The 18,668-nt window shown below is 43.5% G+C and carries 14 protein-coding genes and 2 pseudogenes; 12 read left to right on the top strand and 4 right to left on the bottom strand.

The window, feature by feature from the left end; genetic code table 11:
• Positions 1-8: 8 nt before the first annotated feature.
• From SC79_RS05030 to SC79_RS05000, 7 genes and pseudogenes are all read left to right on the top strand, one after another.
• Complete coding sequence (locus SC79_RS05030; protein ID WP_082022549.1) at positions 9-1,055, top strand: 2-hydroxyacid dehydrogenase; 1,047 nt, start codon at positions 9-11, stop codon at positions 1,053-1,055.
• Positions 1,052-2,514, top strand: a pseudogene (locus SC79_RS05025) (FGGY-family carbohydrate kinase). The gene SC79_RS05030 and the pseudogene SC79_RS05025 overlap by 4 nt, the downstream one beginning before the upstream one ends.
• Before the next feature lie 94 nt (positions 2,515-2,608).
• A complete protein-coding gene (locus SC79_RS05020) occupies positions 2,609-3,853 on the top strand; it encodes an MFS transporter (RefSeq protein ID WP_039074125.1) in 1,245 nt (414 codons plus the stop codon).
• A gap of 207 nt (positions 3,854-4,060) precedes the next feature.
• Positions 4,061-4,612, top strand: a complete 552-nt coding sequence (locus SC79_RS05015; RefSeq protein ID WP_039074124.1) for a MarR family winged helix-turn-helix transcriptional regulator — start codon at positions 4,061-4,063, stop codon at positions 4,610-4,612.
• A 13-nt stretch (positions 4,613-4,625) separates the two neighbouring features.
• Positions 4,626-5,564 carry an ABC transporter ATP-binding protein gene (locus SC79_RS05010; protein ID WP_039074123.1) on the top strand — a complete coding sequence of 313 codons (939 nt, stop codon included), beginning with the start codon at positions 4,626-4,628 and terminating at the stop codon, positions 5,562-5,564.
• Between the two features lie 9 nt (positions 5,565-5,573).
• Positions 5,574-6,320 carry an ABC transporter permease gene (locus SC79_RS05005; protein WP_039074122.1) on the top strand — a complete coding sequence of 249 codons (747 nt, stop codon included), beginning with the start codon at positions 5,574-5,576 and terminating at the stop codon, positions 6,318-6,320.
• Complete coding sequence (locus SC79_RS05000; RefSeq protein WP_052245569.1) at positions 6,314-7,306, top strand: ABC transporter permease; 993 nt, start codon at positions 6,314-6,316, stop codon at positions 7,304-7,306. The genes SC79_RS05005 and SC79_RS05000 overlap by 7 nt, the downstream gene beginning before the upstream one ends.
• Positions 7,307-7,662: 356 nt before the next feature.
• Here SC79_RS05000 and SC79_RS04995 read toward each other — a convergent pair whose 3' ends face one another.
• The 3 genes and pseudogenes from SC79_RS04995 to SC79_RS04985 all read right to left on the bottom strand — a co-directional run bounded on the left by SC79_RS04995 (position 7,663) and on the right by SC79_RS04985 (position 9,370).
• Positions 7,663-8,196, bottom strand: a complete 534-nt coding sequence (locus SC79_RS04995; RefSeq protein WP_039074120.1) for a GNAT family N-acetyltransferase — start codon at positions 8,194-8,196, stop codon at positions 7,663-7,665.
• A gap of 41 nt (positions 8,197-8,237) precedes the next feature.
• Positions 8,238-8,996 (bottom strand): annotated as a pseudogene (locus SC79_RS04990) (hypothetical protein).
• Positions 8,997-9,064: 68 nt separating this feature from the next.
• Positions 9,065-9,370: a DUF948 domain-containing protein gene (locus SC79_RS04985; protein WP_039074119.1), complete on the bottom strand. Its 306-nt coding sequence runs from the start codon at positions 9,368-9,370 to the stop codon at positions 9,065-9,067.
• Between the two features lie 150 nt (positions 9,371-9,520).
• Here SC79_RS04985 and SC79_RS04980 point away from each other — a divergent pair, with 150 nt between their 5' ends.
• The 4 genes from SC79_RS04980 (at position 9,521) to proB (ending at position 12,985) form a co-directional block, all read left to right on the top strand.
• Complete coding sequence (locus tag SC79_RS04980; protein WP_039074118.1) at positions 9,521-10,237, top strand: 3-ketoacyl-ACP reductase; 717 nt, start codon at positions 9,521-9,523, stop codon at positions 10,235-10,237.
• 228 nt (positions 10,238-10,465) lie between these two features.
• Positions 10,466-10,834, top strand: a complete 369-nt coding sequence (rtp, locus tag SC79_RS04975) for a replication termination protein (RefSeq protein ID WP_003220337.1) — start codon at positions 10,466-10,468, stop codon at positions 10,832-10,834.
• A 145-nt stretch (positions 10,835-10,979) separates the two neighbouring features.
• Positions 10,980-11,873, top strand: coding sequence for a pyrroline-5-carboxylate reductase (gene proC, locus SC79_RS04970; RefSeq protein WP_082022564.1), 894 nt, complete (start codon positions 10,980-10,982; stop codon positions 11,871-11,873).
• Positions 11,870-12,985, top strand: a complete 1,116-nt coding sequence (proB, locus tag SC79_RS04965) for a glutamate 5-kinase (protein ID WP_039074116.1) — start codon at positions 11,870-11,872, stop codon at positions 12,983-12,985. The genes proC and proB overlap by 4 nt, the downstream gene beginning before the upstream one ends.
• A gap of 61 nt (positions 12,986-13,046) precedes the next feature.
• Here the strand turns inward: proB and gltC are convergent, their stop codons facing one another.
• Entirely contained in the window at positions 13,047-13,949 is a 903-nt protein-coding gene (gene gltC, locus SC79_RS04960) for a glutamate biosynthesis transcriptional regulator GltC (protein WP_039074115.1), read from the bottom strand.
• A 145-nt stretch (positions 13,950-14,094) separates the two neighbouring features.
• On the opposite strand from gltC, the gene gltB reads away from it, so the two are divergent.
• Positions 14,095-18,657 (top strand): glutamate synthase large subunit, encoded by a 4,563-nt coding sequence (gltB, locus tag SC79_RS04955; protein WP_039074114.1) that lies wholly within the window; start codon positions 14,095-14,097, stop codon positions 18,655-18,657.
• Positions 18,658-18,668 lie beyond the last annotated feature (11 nt).

Raw genomic sequence — 18,668 nt, 5'->3', positions numbered from 1 at the left:
GAAAAAATATGATGAAAAGGATGTTTTGCACCATGACGGTTTTGGTTACAGCACCGTACAACAAAGAAGGACGAAAAGAGCTTGAAAACTTGTTCGGCTCGGTTGCTTATCAGTCCTGGAAGGAACAAGGCCGGGCATACCGGGAAGATGAACTCATTCAGCTACTAAAAGATACACATGCGATAGGATTGATTACTGAGCTTGATCACGTATCAGATAGCGTATTTGCATCTGTTCCAGAACTTTCATTTGTGGGCGTATGCAGAGGCATGCCCTCCAATGTGGACGTGGCCGCAGCGTCAAAAAGGGGCATACCCGTTTTCTATACACCCGGGCGGAATGCACAAGCTGTTGCTGAAATGTTTATCGGCAATGTGATTTCCTTTCTCCGTCATACCAGCGCCTCTAATCAATGGCTGAAGGATGGAAAATGGGACAGCGATTACTTGCAGGCCTATGTCAAATTCAAAGGGAATGAATTAACGGGGAAAACGGTCGGCATGGTTGGGTTCGGTGCGGTTGGGCAAAGGATTGCAAAACTGCTGACCGCGTTTGATTGTAAAATCAAGTATTACGATCCATACGTGCAAGACGATCATCCTCACTATGAAAACGTATCTCTTAAAACGGTGTTTTCAGACAGTGATATCGTTTCAGTCCATCTGCCTCGTACCGAGGAAACACTGGGACTTATTGATCAGACGTATTTTGATCTGATGAAAGAGAGTGCGATTTTCATCAATACGTCAAGAGCAGTTGTGGTAAACCGTGAGGATCTTTTATCTGCATTAAAAGAACATAACATCAGAGGAGCGATTTTGGACGTTTTTTATCATGAACCTCCAGAGGAATCGGATTACGAATTCATTTCGTTGCCTAATGTTCTGGCAACACCGCATCTCGCTGGAGCAACTTTTGAAGTGGAGGATCATCACGTGACGATCCTGAATGATGCCCTCAAAAAGTGGCAGGCTGAAAAAACTCTTCATCTTCCAACACTATATAACAAAGATGTACTAAAAACAGAGGGAAAAGAAAGGAGGCTAACGGAATGACAAAACAAAAAGGCTATCTCGTTTTCGATATCGGCACAGGCAATGCGAGGGTAGCTGTCGTGAGTGTATCGGGTCGAGTCCAAACGGTTGAACGGGAGGACATTGTCTATTCCACCGAGACGCTTTACCCGGACAGCCGTTATTTTTCCCCTCAGGTGCTGTGGGAGCAAGTAATAAAACTGGCAAAACGTGCGCTCTCTCGTTCAAGTAAGATTGACATCATTGGTTTGACATCGACGAGTCAAAGACAGGGGATTGTGCTGATCGATCAAAACGGCGACTCTTTTCTCGGGCTGCCGAACATTGATAACCGCGGCCGTGAGTGGGAGGAGAGTATACCCAATCGGGAAGAGATATACAGCCGTACGGGCCGTTTGCCGACTGCACTTTTTTCTGCGCTCAAGCTGTATGGTTTAAAACAGCGGCAGCCCTCTTTATGGGAAAAAACCGTGAGCTTTACAAGCATCAGTGATTGGGTGACGTACAAGCTGAGCGGTATATTGACATATGAACCATCACAGGCAACCGAAACCTTGTTGTTTGACGTGAAGCAGAATACTTGGTCAGAAGAAATGTGCGGCATATTCGGCTTTTCTTCATCCATCCTTCCTCCACTTGTAAGAGCGGGAACAGTGATTGGAACGCTAACGCATGAGTATGCGTCCGAATTAGGCCTTTCCATACAAGCAAAGGTGATATCAGGAGGAGGGGATACACAGCTGGCTGTGAAAAGCACCGGCGCTGCGCTTGAGGACATTGTCATCGTATCAGGGACAACAACGCCAATAACTAAAATTACGGCTAAGCATGGCGACACAAAACATAAAGCCTGGCTGAATTGCCATACAGATCAAGGACATTGGCTTGTGGAAACAAATCCGGGCATTACCGGTCTGAACTATCAAAAATTAAAACAGATTTTTTATCCGAATGAACCGTACGAAGTGATGGAGGAAGAGATTTCTGCACTTGCTAAAGAAGACAATGCATGCGTGGCGGCTCTCGGTTCTTACTTATCGGCGGAAAAAAATGCGTTAACGAAAGGCGGTTTTCTTTTTGATGCCCCGCTTGCAGCACATTTAGAGAGAGCGCATTTTGTGCGTGCGGCGCTGCAAGAGATCGCATTTTCGATCAAATGGAACTTTGACATTTTAACAGAGGTTACACCGTTTGAACGTGACTATGTATGGGTGTGCGGAGGAGGATTCCAAAGCAGGGCGCTCACTCAATATATCGCGGACCTTCTTCAAAAAAAAATCTATGTTCAAGAGGGTTATCATCAGGCATCTGTCGTTGGCGCCGCAGTTATTTGCAATGAAGCCTTTCGGTTAACGGAAGAGATGACAGCAAATATCCGAGTGATCGAACCGCAGGACTGTCAGACTGAATTTGCTTTATATGAGGAATGGAAGCAAACACAGCGTTTTTTTCAGGTTCAGAAAGAGAAGTGCTGATATAAGGCAGCATAAGCTGCTGTTTTAAGGAATGTTCTCATTACTAGCTTTAACAAGGTAATACGGTAATTGATATGTGCATCTAAGGAGGAGACAGATATGTTAGATAAAATTGGAATACCGAAGCGGCTTGGTTGGGGGTTTTTAGGGGTTGTTTTGTTTATGATGGGAGACGGGCTTGAACAAGGCTGGCTCAGTCCTTTTTTGATCGAAAACGGGCTTACGGTTCAGCAATCCGCTTCTATTTTTAGCATTTACGGAATTGCGCTGGCGATAGCATCCTGGTTTTCGGGTGTATGTCTCGAAGCGTTTGGCGCAAAACGGACGATGTTTATGGGATTGTTGTTTTATGTGATCGGTACAGCTGCTTTCATCGTGTTTGGGTTTGAACAGCTGAATCTTCCGGTGATGTATGCGACTTACTTCGTGAAAGGGTTAGGCTACCCGCTTTTTGCTTATTCTTTCTTGACATGGGTCATTTACAGAACACCGCAGCGCAAACTAAGCACCGCTGTCGGCTGGTTTTGGATTGCATACTGCCTGGGCATGTTTGTGTTCGGCGCTTGGTACTCAAGCTACGCGATCAAAGCGTTCGGTTATTTGAATACGCTGTGGAGCTCTATTTTCTGGGTATGCCTCGGCGCATTCTTCGCACTATTCATCAATAAAGACCGTTTTGAAAAGAAGAAAAGAAAAAGATCAGAAACAGCCGAGGAGCTTCTAAAAGGAGTCACCATTCTCTTTACGAACCCGCGGGTGCTGACAGGCGGAATCATCAGAATCATCAACAGCATTGGTACATATGGATTCCCAGTCTTTTTGCCGATGCACATGGCGCAACACGGAATTTCAACCAATGTGTGGCTGCAAATTTGGGGAACGATTTTTCTGGGGAACATTGTGTTTAACCTCATCTTTGGGATTGTCGGTGATAAATTCGGCTGGAAAAATACCGTTATGTGGTTCGGCGGAGTCGGCTGCGGCATTTTCACCGTCCTCTTATATTATGCACCTGTTTTCTCCGGCGGAAGTGTAGCGGTTGTCAGCGTGATCGGCTTTATTTGGGGAGGTTTGCTGGCAGGCTATGTGCCGATCGGCGCCATTGTGCCGACGGCGGCTGGAAAAGACAAAGGAGCAGCCATGTCTGTATTGAATTTGGCGGCAGGTTTATCAGCATTTGTCGGTCCTGCACTCGCTTGGCTGTTTATCGGTCTTGTCGGTGCGCAAGGCGTTGTCTGGATCTTTGCCGTCCTATATCTAGCGAGTGCGGTCATGACGAAATGCATTCATATACCTGAGGAAAAAGCAGTACAGGAGGAAACCTCTCCTCAATATGCATCTTAATCAGAAAGCGCCCTGTTACAGGGGCGCTTTTCGACATTGTTAAGTGATGCTCTCCGAAATAGTGGAACTGATCTGGGTATGTTCGTATTGTATGATTGGCCGAAAGATGTAAAACTTTACTAAAATATTAGACAACATATTGACAATATACTAATGGATGTTACGATATTAAAGGACAATATATTGTCATTTTTAGGAGGGGATAGTATGGATTACGAGAAAGAACTGAAGGATTTATTTTTGATGCAGCAGTCATACGCTACACTTTTTTCTGTTTTAAACAAAATCCAATCACGCGGAGATGATTATTATGAGAGCTTAACGTCAAGACAATTTATGACGATGGTTGCCATCATGCATTTACCGGAAGAGGAAACGACATTCAACAACATTGCAAAAAAATTAGGCACTTCAAAACAAAACATCAACAGCCTTATCAGCGGCATTGAAAAAAGAGGTTATGTCACCACTGTACCTAGTAAACGCGACAAGCGAGCGCTGAATGTGAAGATTACCGATTCAGGAAAACGTGTCATGGAGGAATGCGGTGAAAAAGCGGTGTACTTTATGGCAGATCTATTTAAAGGATTTTCTACTGAAGAGCTGGAAACATTGTGGGTTTTATTGAAGAAGCTATACAGTTTTGATGGAGTAGAACAGGATGGTTTTGAAGAAGACGCTACTGATTTTGACGCTGAACAAAATCAAGATCATTTGAAAACACATTTATTACAGGAATTCGCAAGACGGAGAATGTAAAAAGGAGACACATATGAACAACGTGGCGGCAGTACAAGATTTGAATAAACGGTACGGAAACAAAACGGCAGTAGATGGCATTTCGTTTGAAGTGAGAGAAGGGGAAGTTCTTGGCTTGCTAGGTCCAAATGGTGCAGGAAAAAGCACTACCATTCATATGTTATCCGGGGTGTTGTCGGCCAGCTCCGGAAACATTACGATATTGGGTCATAATGTGAAAAAAGGGTCGAAGGAAATGAAGAAAGGCATCGGGATTGTGCCTCAAGATATCGCGATTTATGAGGAAATTTCCGCTGAGAAAAATGTTCGTTTTTTTGCGAGTCTTTATTCGCTTAAAGGAGAAGAACTGAAAACCCGGGTAAAAGAGGCTTTGGAGCTCGTACAGCTTTATGACAGGAAAGATGACAAGCCTAAGACGTTTTCTGGCGGGATGAAAAGAAGATTAAACATTGCATGCGCCATTGCCCATCAGCCGAAACTGATTATCATGGATGAGCCTACCGTAGGAATTGATCCGCAATCCCGGCATCATATTTTAGAATCAATAAAAGAGCTGAAAACAAGAGGTGCGAGCATTATTTACTCGACACATTACATGGAAGAGATCGAGGCTATTTCAGATCGGATAATCATCATGAATGAAGGGAAAATCATTGCCGATGGAACAATAGAGGAGCTATACAGAAAAGTGAATAAAGAAATGACTTATGCTTTTCAGCTGACGCGTGTTCAGCCATTAAATCAAAACTCAATTAGGGACATTAAAGGAGTGACAGAAGTTAGTTTCTCTGATCATCAACTAAAAGTGACCGTTCAGCAAAATCATGATCATCTGAGTGACATTATAGCAGAATTGAGCGCCCAAGGCTGCAGTATCCAAAGCATGAACAAACAAGAGGCGTCGTTAGAAACAGTATTTTTAGAGCTGACTGGAAGAAAATTAAGAGATTAGGAGAGCAAAATGAATTTGTTAAAATTGATAACATTTGATTTTATGAATATTGTAAGGAATCCGGTTCTTGTAATCGCCAATACGGCCTTTCCTTTCGTTCTCATTCTGGTCATGGGCTTTGTGACGAAAAACAGCTTTGGGGCGGGCGGTGTCAGTTCGTTCGATTATTACGCAGTGAATATGATGATTTTTGCTGCGGCCCTAATCGCGATGACGGCCTCTAATACGTTTATGGAGGAAAAGGTGAAGAAAGCAAATATTCGCATTGTGTATGCGCCGGTTTCGACAAGCAGTATTTATCTTTCTAAAATACTATCAACCTGGATATTCAGTATCATCATGTACAGTGTGAATGTGTTGCTTGCTCAAACGGTTTTTCATTTAAATGTTGGAGGACAGAATCTTCCCTATGTCATGCTCTTACTGTATGTATTTTTATTTTTTGGCTGCTGTTTTGGCACAATGTTTTGCTGTTTGTTCAAAAATGAAGAACAGGCGAACGGGATCATGCAAATTCCGATAGCTTTTTTTGTTTTCTTTGGCGGCGTATTTTTCGGGATTCACAGATTTGGAGATACCGTCAATCACATATCGCTTCTTTCTCCAGTTAAATGGGTAACAGAATGTTCCTTTCGCCTCATTTATGATCAAGATGTCAGTATGCTGCTGCCTGTTATGACAGGACTATTATTGGCTTCAATCATTTGTATTGCCGTTTCGCATGTTGTCTGTAAGCCGGAGGGATATGTATGCTGAGTTTATTTCAAAACAGGTGGGATCGAATCCTTACCAAAAAAGCGATTATCATTCTTGCAGTGATCATCATTCCGCTGATGATTGGCGTTGCGATTATGTTTTCCGGTAAACCGGTTTTCAAAGAAACAATCGCTTTTGTAACAGAACGGGACGACGTGCAACATATGCCGAGTGATTCTGCATTTAGAGTGGCGGCGGTGCATCAAAAGCCGGAGTTTTCTGATCTGGTGTTAGGGAAATATGCGGCCATCGTTGAAAAAAATCAACGTGAATACAAAGTAACCACGTTGAAAAGTAAAGCCGATCAAAAAATGATTCAGCAGTTTTTTGAGACTGGAAAAATGCCAGGCAGCTATCGGAGCGAGGATGAAGTAAGGACTGAAAGGGGAACCGGAACAAATATATTAGGATTTATCGTAATGCTTGTATTGATGCAAGGTGTGGCATTAGCTTCGTTATATCCAGAAGACCGGATGCTCAAAACTTTCAGAAGGATTTTAGTATCTCCCGTACATGTGGGAAAATATTTGCTTGTTCAGTTTATCTTTACATGCTTATGTCTATACATACCCACATACTTGGCCATCGTGATTACAAATGTATTCTTTCATGCTGACATTGGGTTCCGTTTGGATATTCTTGCTGGGTTACTTGGTGTACTTACAGTACTTGCAACAGGATTCGCTATCTTTATGGCTTCTGTGATGGATCGAAATATCAGTTTGGTGTCTAGCGGTATCAGTGTGGTCACATGTGTATTGTCAGGCTGCTTTATTTCTTTTGCTCCACATCATTCGTTATTGAATACCCTTTGTTCGATACTGCCGCAAAAAGCGTATATGACTTTTATTCACGGGGTAGAAATGGGGGATTCAATGTGGGGATACAAGACGCAGATTGTCTATATTTTGATGTGGTCGGCTGTGTTTTGTTTCCTTGGTGGTTTTATCACTAGAAGCAGGACTAATAAAGGGGTATATGAATAAAGAAATTAAATATAAGATTAGTGATGATCCATCTTATTTTGTCATCTTTCCAGCGTGATTGAAAACCCCCCGAATTTTTGGTAAGGCGAGCATTGGAGCACACTTTCAGAGGATGTATGACGGCGGCGTTAGGAAGAATGCCTAAGAATGGCCGCCGTTTCACTCCGCAACAAATGCGAGGATTTGCCGACACGCTGAGAGCATAGTGAGCTGTGCATCTTTTTACTTGTTTCATAGTTCTTTATTTTTATATGAGCGAAAGAGATGAAAATCATGAAGGAAGTGATCTGGAATCAAGATGTCATAATTGGTGCAGGCCATGGATCTAACATTAACATCGAAAAAATGCCGTTCGGTCATTCTTTTGATGTTACCATAGAATATACATTTGTATCATAAGGGATTCCATCTTGATACATGTACTGTCGTAAGACGCCTTCTTTTTGAAATCCCATTTTTACAAGCAGGCGGTTTGAGGCTTCATTTTCGGTAAATACAACTGCGCCAATCCGTGTCAGTCTAAGGGTGGCAACCCCGTAGGATACAACCGCTGAAATGGCTTCTGATGCGAATCCGTTTCGCCAATGGGCCGGGATGATTTCATAACCGATTTCTGCACGCCTGTGCTTTTGGGCCAAAGCGTGAAATCCGATTGTTCCGATCAATTCTTTGGTGTCTTTTCTCTCAATTCCCCACCGTATGCCGCGATTTTCTTGATAAAGGCCGGAAAACGTTTGAACCATTGAAATAGCCTGTTCGATAGATTCCATGTTTTCAAGTCCGTAATAGCGTGTCACCTCATGGTTTGAAAAACAAGCAAAAATGGTTTTCGCATCTTGATCTGTGATTTTCCTAAGGGTAAGCCGATCCGTCTCTAATACAGGAAACATTCTACCACTCCCAAGTTCATCTTTTGTTTATCATATCCCTTTTATTTCCTCTTTTCTATAGTACATTCAAACCTGAGGAAGCAAAGGAACGAATTTGACTTTTGAGTAGCTCTTTGTTTGTGATGAATTGTTTCAAACGATGGCCGTTCGCACCCGATGGGTGAGGAAAGCCGCGCAGGCAATGAACATTCCGGAGACTATGCTGGCTGAGCAATGTTTCACAGACTGCTTCGGCGGCTTTTCCAAACGGAATAAGAAGGGCCGGTGCTGTCAATTTATTGAGCTCCGCGGGGAAATGCCTAAAGGCATAGGTGCAAAGGATGGGGGAGAGAGTAATGGCGGGCCTGTATCCGGTATAGTTTTTTTGCTGAATGAATACAGGAAATTTGATAATGGAAGTGGTATGAAGCATATGCCGCAATTCTCTAAAAAGCTGTGTGGCGCTTTGAATGCTTAAAGCCTGCGGGAGACCGCATAAATCCAGCATGGTGATCAGGTTATGCCACATTGAACCGGACCCGCTGCTTTCTACCGCTATTTGCTCAAGAGACCGGCCGCGCCGCAGGCTGTCGGCAGCTGTTTCGTACGCTGTTTTCATCTAAAAAAACCCGGTGAGAATCCCGCAATTATCATTGTGGCAGACCGATTGATATATTCATTATGAGGTGAATAGTAGATGCCAAGCCCGTTTTCTTGATGAAGACAAATGGAGAAACGAGTAATTTTGACTTTGTAGGTGACGAGGGAAGAGTAAGCAGTTTCTCTGTGAACGCCTCTAAGCACCTGCGGTTTAACATCAGGTGTAAGCCTCCTAAAAAATGATATCCCATTGTCGATTTTGATCATAACAAAGGGATATCATTCATCTTTATCTACTATTAAAAGGCCCTGCTTGCCACACCTTTTTAACTGCCTGAGGAACTTCTTTCACTTCTGCAGCCGTCTGCTGAAAGGCAGCTTTTTTCATTTGGACATCTTGCTGAATGCTCTTTTGTTTTCGTGTCAGCAGCTGCGCCTCATTTTTTAATCCTTCGACTTGTTTTTGCATTGCCTGCGTAACAGAGGTGAGCTCTTGTAGAGCGGGATCTATTTTTTTCTTGTTTTGAATCACATTAACCCCTAGAAAGATGATAGAGAGAGCCAATACTGCGATGCTGATATAAACAATAACCATATGTTCACTCCTTTTCTTATGTCATTACCCTATTTCTTCATTTTTAATCAGAAGAAATGATATTTGCATCATTCGTTTGATTTGCGTATTGGATCTATTGTACTTATAATGTGATATCGTACATATGTAAACATAGAAAGGGTGCTTCAATTGCAAAATTTACAAAATAAAACCGCTCTCATCACAGGCGGAGGCAGAGGAATCGGCCGTGCTACCGCAATTGCGCTTGCGAAAGAAGGCGTGAATATCGGGTTAATCGGCCGGACTGCCGCAAATGTTGAAAAAGTGGCTGAAGAAGTCAAAGCGTTTGGCGTAAAAGCTGCATTTGCCGCTGCAGATGTAAAAGATGCCGACCAGGTTAATCAAGCTGTAGCTCAAGTGAAGGAACAGCTTGGCGATATTGATATCCTCATTAATAACGCTGGAATCAGCAAATTTGGCGGTTTCTTAGATCTGTCAGCTGATGAGTGGGAAGATATTATTCAAGTTAACCTAATGGGTGTGTATCATGTCACTCGTGCGGTGCTGCCGGAAATGATCGAACGCAAAGCCGGTGACATCATTAATATTTCGTCTACAGCTGGCCAAAGAGGAGCAGCTGTGACTAGTGCTTACAGCGCTTCTAAATTTGCGGTTCTCGGATTAACAGAGTCTCTTATGCAAGAAGTGAGAAAGCATAATATCAGAGTCAGCGCGTTAACACCGAGCACTGTCGCTAGTGATATGTCAATTGATTTGAATTTAACAGACGGTAATCCTGAAAAAGTGATGCAGCCAGAGGATCTTGCTGAATACATGGTGGCACAATTGAAATTAGATCCGCGAATCTTCATCAAAACAGCGGGATTGTGGTCAACTAATCCGTAAAACGAGAAGCTTGTCTTTTGACAGGCTTTTTTTATTTAAATATAATCGAACTAAACAAACTATGTACTAAATTTTCATTATATATTCTTAGTTAGTCCACTCCACTTATAAACAGTACATACAAAAATCCAACAATATCAATCTTTTATAGAAAGAAGGGAAACAAAAGAAGGGAATTGAATATTTAGTACATCATGTTTTCAGTATCAGAAGAAGGGAGTGCAAGTGATGAAAGAGGAAAAAAGGAGTTCAACGGGCTTTTTAGTAAAACAACGCGCGTTTTTGAAACTTTATATGATCACTATGACAGAGCAAGAAAGGCTATACGGCTTAAAGCTGCTTGAAGTGCTTCGATCTGAATTTAAAGAAATAGGTTTTAAACCAAATCATACAGAAGTATACCGGTCTTTGCATGAGCTTCTTGATGATGGGATATTAAAGCAAATCAAAGTGAAAAAAGAAGGGGCTAAGCTTCAGGAAGTCGTCCTCTATCAATTTAAAGATTACGAAGCTGCCAAATTATATAAAAAACAGCTGAAGGTTGAGCTTGACCGCTGTAAAAAATTGATTGAAAAAGCGCTGTCAGATAATTTTTAATACAAACAAACACCCAGAGCGGCAGTGTCTATTGGGTGTTTTGCTTCACAGTATACATATTTGTCGAAAAGAAACAATACAAATCAATGATGACCTTCTTACTTGACATCATTTCCTCACGTGGTAACATTTTAAACGTGTGAAAATGCGAACAAAAAAGCGAACAAAGGAGATGTTACCGATCTTTGATCAAAAAAAAGTAGCCTTTATAGGAGCAGGATCTATGGCGGAAGGAATGATATCAGGTATCGTTCGTGCCAACAAAATCCCGAAACAGAACATCTGCGTTACAAACCGCAGCAATACAGAGCGATTAGCTGAACTTGAGCTTCAATATGGAATCAAAGGTGCTGCACCGAATGACATATGTATTGAAGACATGGATGTGCTCATTTTGGCAATGAAGCCAAAAGACGCCGAAAGCGCTCTGTCATCACTTAAATCACGTATTCAACCCCATCAATTAATACTGTCGGTCCTTGCCGGCATATCTACCTCATTTATTGAACAATCATTGCTTAATCAACAGCCGGTTGTCAGAGTGATGCCGAACACATCCAGTACAATTGGCGCTTCTGCAACGGCCGTTGCGCTTGGCAAGCATGTCTCAGAAGATCTGAAAAAGCTTGCTGAAGTATTGCTCGGATGCATGGGTGAAGTCTACACAATACAAGAAAATCAAATGGACATATTCACCGGAATTGCCGGCAGCGGCCCCGCGTATTTTTATTATTTAATGGAATTCATTGAAAAAACAGGCGAGGAAGCGGGCCTCGACAAACAGTTATCACGAAGAATTGGCGCACAGACGCTTTTTGGCGCCGCAAAAATGCTCATGGAAACGGGAGAACAGCCCGAGGTATTAAGAGACAATATCACCTCACCGAACGGAACAACAGCTGCCGGGCTGCAAGCTTTAAAAAAGAGCGGCGGCGGAGAAGCGATTTCTCAAGCGATTAAGCATGCGGCTGAGCGTTCTAAGGAAATCAGCGACGATATCGAAAAAACAGCGGCCCCGCTATCAGGAGTGGTAAAGTGACGCCTGATACAAACATGAAAAGAGTCGTTGTGAAGATTGGGAGCAGCTCATTAACAAGTCTTCATGGAGAAATCAGCATTCGAAAATTAGAAGCATTGGTCGACCAGGTCGTCAAACTCAAAGACGCCGGCTATGAAGTCATTTTGGTTTCGTCAGGGGCAGTGGCAGCTGGATATCGAAAGCTCGGATTTATCCAAAGACCCGAAAAACTTCCCGAAAAACAAGCATCGGCTTCAATCGGCCAGGGCTTGCTGATGGAAGCATATTCAAAGCTGTTTTTGGCCCATGGTTATGTGGCATCCCAAATTTTAATTACGAGAAGCGATTTTTCTGATGAATATCGATATAACAATGTCCGGAATACAATGAATGTACTGCTTGAACGCGGCATTATCCCGATTATAAATGAAAATGATACAGTTACCGTTAATCGGCTCAAATTTGGCGACAATGATACGCTCGCAGCAAAAGTAGCCGGTTTAATCGATGCAGATATGCTTGTGATTTTATCAGACATTGACGGATTATATAATGGCAATCCGCGGACAAATCCAGAAGCAAAAAGGATAAAGCGGGTGAGTGAAATTACGCCCGACATCGAAGCATGCGCAGGTGACACAGGCAGCGATGTCGGTACCGGGGGCATGCGATCTAAGCTTGATGCATTTAAAATCGTGATGGCGTCCGGCATCAAAGGGTTTCTTGGTCAGGCAGATGCCGATGATATTTTATATCAAGCCGTTCACGAAGAAGCAGAAGGCACCTATTTTGAAGCAGAGGGAACGCTTCCGTTGAATCGTAAGGAACAGTGGATTGCTTTTAATTCCGGCCCTGAAGGTGAAATGATTTTATCAGATGATTATTCACGAAAAATAACGAACGGGCAATCGAGTTTATATCTGGATGGTGTACAGAAGATTAAAGGCAAATTCAAAAACGGATCAGTTGTCAGACTGATGGATTCTCAAGGGGCAGAAATCGGCCTCGGAATCGTCAATTATTCTTCTGTACAGCTTCAAGAACCCGACAAGAAAAAAGAGCTGATGAACAAAGCAGTCATTGATCAGGAAGCATTTGTTTGCCATGTGGATTTATCTTTGCCTGTCTATTAATGAAAACGAGATACAAGAGTAAAAAACCCGAAGCTTCTCTATTGAAGCTCGGGTTGCTTTTTTATTGATACTGCTCTAGTTTAGAGAAGAATTGAATGACAAACTCATAAAAATCATTCGCAGACGGAGCAAGTTCTCTGTTTTTTGGTTTAATGATTCCGACCGTCCGTTTTACTTGAGGAAACTCAATTGGGATTTTCACAGTAAAACGAGGTGTTGTTTCAGCGAAAGTGCTTTCCGGCAGAAGAGTAACGCCCATTCCTGCGGAAACCAATCCTTTGATGGCGTCCAAATCCTCACCCTCCGTAGAAACGAGAGGAGCAAATCCGGCTTGTTGGCAAGCATCGATTGCCATTTTTCTAAGCACAAATCCTTCCGGGAACAATACAAATTGGTCGTTGCGCAAATCGATTAAATGGACCGTTTTTTGTTTGGCAAGCGGATGATTTAATGGAACTAGCGCGTAAATTTTTTCTGTGAATAAAATGTTGCCTGTTATGTCTGGAAAATTTGTCGGCACCGGTCCTAATAAGGCCAGATCAATATCGCGGGTTCTGACAGCCTCAATCAGAAACTTATAGGAGCCTTGGCGCAGCAAAAATTCGACGTGCGGATATTCTTCTTTAAATGCTGAAATGACAGTCGGCAACAGCTGGCTCGCAAGGCTGGTGGGAAAACCGATCTTGACCGTTCCGCGATGCGGGTCAAGATACTCATCAATTTGTTCTTTTGCGTAATCAATGGCTTTCATCGCTGTTTTCACATGAATCAAAAATTCTTTTCCGATCGGTGTGAGTTTGATATTTCTCCCTTCGCGCTCAAATAAAGTCACATTTAATTCTTCTTCTAGGTTTGCGATTTGTCTGCTGATTGCTGATTGGGCGACATGCAAATGATCCGCGGCTTCTGAAACGTGTTCTCTTTCAGCTACCTCCATAAAATAACGCAGTTGGCGCAGCTCCATGTTTGTCTCACATCCATCTATCTCATTTTGAGATTCTTTTGATCTAAATTATATATTGTTTATATCGTTTTGAAAACCTACAATGATTATAGAGTGTTAGATTTTATGACCGGTATTATCGGAAATTGATCGGGGGAGAGGAATTATGACGTACAATCAAATGCCAAAAGCTCAAGGTCTCTACCGTCCTGAATTTGAACATGATGCATGCGGAATCGGCCTATATGCGCACTTAAAGGGCAAGCAGACTCATGACATCGTCAAACAAGGGCTTAAGATGCTTTGCCAGCTAGACCACAGAGGGGGCCAAGGCAGTGATCCGGATACAGGAGACGGAGCCGGCTTACTAGTTCAAATCCCTGATGCTTTCTTTAAAAAAGCGTGCAAAGACATCAATCTGCCGGAAAAAGGGCGTTACGGGGTAGGAATGGTCTTTTTCTCACAGAAGGAAGAAGAAAGAAAAAAAATCGAAAAGCAAATCAATGCACTGATTGAACAAGAAGGCCAAGCCGTTCTTGGATGGAGAACTGTACCTGTAAATGTCGGAAAAATCGGAACAGTAGCGCAAAAAAGTTGTCCGTTTGTCCGTCAGGTATTTATTGGCGCAAGTTCTGATCTGAAGGATGACTTGTCTTTTGAACGAAAATTGTATGTCATTCGTAAGCAGGCTGAAAACTGGGGAGTAACGGAAGGTCTTGATTTTTATTTTGCCAGTCTTTCAAGCCAGACGATTGTTTACAAAGGGCTTTTAACACCTGAACAAGTTGATGCGTTTTACTCTGACCTGCAAGATGAAGCGTTTGTATCAGCTTTTTCGCTTGTTCATTCACGCTTTAGCACAAACACATTCCCTACATGGGAAAGAGCGCATCCAAACCGCTATTTGGTTCACAACGGTGAAATCAACACCCTTCGGGGAAACATCAACTGGATGAGCGCGCGTGAGCAGCAATTTGTATCTGAAAGCTTCGGGGAGGACTTGAACAAAATTCTGCCGATTTTGAATGCTGACGGCAGTGACTCTTCCATTTTGGATAACGCATTTGAGTTTTTTGTGATGGCTGGCCGTAAACCGGCGCATACCGCCATGATGCTCATTCCTGAGCCGTGGACGGAAAATACGCATATGTCTAAGGAAAAAAGAGCGTTTTATGAGTATCATAGTTCTCTAATGGAGCCTTGGGATGGACCGACAGCCATTTCATTTACTGACGGTAAACAAATCGGCGCAATTCTTGACCGGAATGGTCTTCGGCCGGCTCGTTATTATGTAACCAAAGATGATTATATGATTTTCTCATCTGAAGTAGGCGTTATTGAAGTTGAACAGGAAAACGTTTTATATAAAAACCGCCTTGAGCCAGGAAAAATGCTTTTAATCGATCTGGAAAAAGGCCGTATTATCACGGATGAAGAAGTTAAAACAGAAATTGCGACTGAGTACCCGTACCAAAAGTGGCTTGAAGAAGAGCTTGTCCAAGTGAATCCTGACCCGGAAACAAGAGAGGAAGAACAGTTTGCAGACCTTCTGACTCGTCAGAAGGCATTCGGATACACATATGAAGATGTCCAGAAATATTTAATTCCTGTCATCACAGAAGGCAAAGATCCTCTCGGTTCAATGGGGAATGACTCGCCGCTGGCGGTCCTGTCAGATCGCGCGCAATCACTGTTTAACTACTTTAAGCAGCTGTTTGCACAAGTAACGAACCCGCCGATCGACGCGATTCGTGAGCAGCTTGTAACTTCTACAATGACTTGGCTCGGCGCAGAAGGCGACCTTCTTCACCCGAGTGAGCGAAACGTTCGCCGGATTAAACTGTATACACCTGTTTTATCAAACGAACAATTTTACGCATTAAAAACGATTGTTCATCCGGATTTAAAAAGCCAAAAAATCGATGTGCTGTTTTCTGAGGATCTTGAACGCGGATTAAAGGACATGTTCACACAGGCTGAGAAAGCCATCAGCCAAGGTGTTAGCCTGTTAATTTTATCAGACAAAAAAATGAACGAACGCCTGACACCCATTCCGCCGCTTCTGGCAGTCAGCGCGCTGCATCAGCATTTAATCCGCAAGGGGCTGCGTACGAAAGTCAGCATTATTGTGGAATCAGGAGAAGCGCGTGAAGTGCACCACTTTGCAGCATTAATCGGTTATGGTGCGGATGCGATTAACCCTTATCTCGCTTATGCGACCTACAAGCAGGAAATTGATGAAGGCCGTTTGGATATCAGCTATGAAGAAGCGGTCAGCAAATATGGAAAAAGCATTACTGAAGGTGTCGTCAAAGTCATGTCCAAGATGGGGATTTCAACTGTACAAAGCTACAGGGGCGCCCAAATTTTCGAGGCGGTAGGCATTAGCCGTGATGTGATTGACCGCTATTTCACAGGAACCGCATCACAGCTCGGCGGCATCGACTTGAAAACAATTGCGGAAGAGGCACAGCGCCGCCACCGGGAAGCGTATCAGGATGATTACAGCGAAACGCTTGAACCGGGAAGTGACTTCCAATGGAGAAACGGCGGAGAGCATCACGCATTTAACCCGAAAACGATTCATACCTTGCAATGGGCATGCCGCAGAAATGATTACAATCTGTTTAAACAATATACAAAAGCGGCAGATGAAGAACGTATCGGATTTTTACGGAACTTGTTCGGATTTGACGGAAACCGCGAACCTCTAAAATTAGAGGAAGTTGAATCTGCTAAATCGATTGTCAAACGCTTTAAAACGGGTGCCATGTCATTTGGATCCTTGAGTAAGGAAGCACACGAAGCTTTAGCAATCGCAATGAACCGTCTTGGCGGAAAAAGCAACAGCGGTGAGGGCGGAGAAGATCCAAAACGCTTTGTTCCAGATGAAAACGGCGATGACAGAAGAAGCGCGATCAAACAAATTGCATCCGGACGTTTCGGTGTCAAAAGCCATTACCTTGTCAATGCAGATGAGCTGCAAATTAAAATGGCGCAAGGCGCTAAGCCGGGTGAGGGCGGGCAGCTTCCTGGCAACAAGGTATATCCTTGGGTTGCTGATGTTCGCGGATCAACACCTGGCGTCGGATTAATCTCACCGCCGCCGCATCACGACATTTATTCAATTGAGGATTTAGCCCAGCTGATCCACGATTTGAAAAATGCCAACCGTGACGCCAGAATCAGCGTGAAGCTGGTATCAAAAGCAGGCGTAGGCACAATTGCTGCTGGTGTTGCCAAAGCGACTGCAGATGTTATTGTGATCAGTGGTTACGACGGAGGTACAGGTGCCTCTCCGAAAACCAGTATTAAACATACAGGGCTTCCGTGGGAGCTTGGTCTCGCAGAAGCACACCAAACATTAATGCTGAACGGACTCCGCGACCGTGTTGTATTAGAAACAGACGGAAAGCTCATGACGGGCCGTGACGTTGTGATGGCTGCCTTGCTAGGAGCTGAGGAATTCGGTTTCGCAACGGCTCCGTTAGTCGTACTCGGTTGTATCATGATGCGTGCCTGCCATTTGGATACATGTCCTGTCGGGGTAGCGACACAAAATCCAGAGCTTCGCAAAAAGTTCATGGGAGATCCCGACCATATTGTGAACTATATGTTGTTCATTGCTGAAGAAGTTCGTGAGTATATGGCTGCGTTAGGTTTCAAGACATTTGATGAAATGATCGGCCGCACTGACGTACTCAATGTGAGTGAACGGGCGAAGGGGCACTGGAAGGCAAGCCAGCTTGATTTGTCTACCCTGCTTTATCAGCCTGAAGGCATACGGACATTCCAATCGCCGCAAAATCATAAAATTGATCAATCACTGGATATTACAGCGATTCTCCCGGCCGTACAAGAAGCCATCGAGACTGGAAAAAATGCAGATGTTTCTATCGACATTAACAATACAAACCGTGTAGCCGGAACGATAACAGGCAGTGAAATTTCAAAACGCTACGGAGAAGAAGGGCTTCCTGAGGATACGATCAAGCTGCAGTTTACCGGATCAGCCGGTCAAAGCTTTGGAGCTTTCGTCCCTAAAGGCATGACGCTTTATTTGGACGGAGACTCAAATGATTATGTCGGAAAAGGGCTTTCTGGCGGAAAAATTATCGTCAAGTCACCGGAAGGATTCCATTCCGCGTCTGATGATAACGTCATTATCGGTAACGTGGCGTTCTACGGTGCGACAAGCGGTGAAGCATATATTAACGGACGTGCGGGTGAACGCTTTGCCGTTCGCAACAGCGGTGTGAATGTGGTGGTAGAAGGTATCGGCGACCACGGCTGTGAATACATGACTGGCGGCAGTGTTGTCGTACTCGGTGATGTAGGCAAAAACTTCGCGGCAGGTATGTCCGGCGGAATCGCTTATGTTCTCGCTGAAGATGTAAAAGCGTTTAAACGCAAATGCAACCTTGAAATGATTTTATTTGAATCACTAGAGGATGAAAAAGAAATCAAGCATGTCAAAGCCATGCTTGAAAAACATGCTGGGTATACAAACAGCCAAAAAGCAACAGACCTGCTTGATCAATGGGAAGACAGTGTGAAAAAATTCGTCAAAGTCATTCCGAAAAACTACAAACAAATGCTCGCAAGCATCGAAGAGCAAAAAGCTGCAGGGTTATCAGATGAAGAAGCTGTGATGTTCGCATTTGAAGCCAACACGAAACCAAAGCAAAATACAGCAACAGCGGGACAAAAACAAGCGGTAGTGCAGTAAGGAAGGGGAGA

Origin of the sequence: Bacillus sp. MSP13 (assembly GCF_000815295.1) — a bacterium.
Taxonomy (GTDB): domain Bacteria; phylum Bacillota; class Bacilli; order Bacillales; family Bacillaceae; genus Bacillus; species Bacillus vallismortis.
Note: the sequence above shows the minus strand (reverse complement) of the source record. Positions and strands in the feature narration are given on the sequence as shown.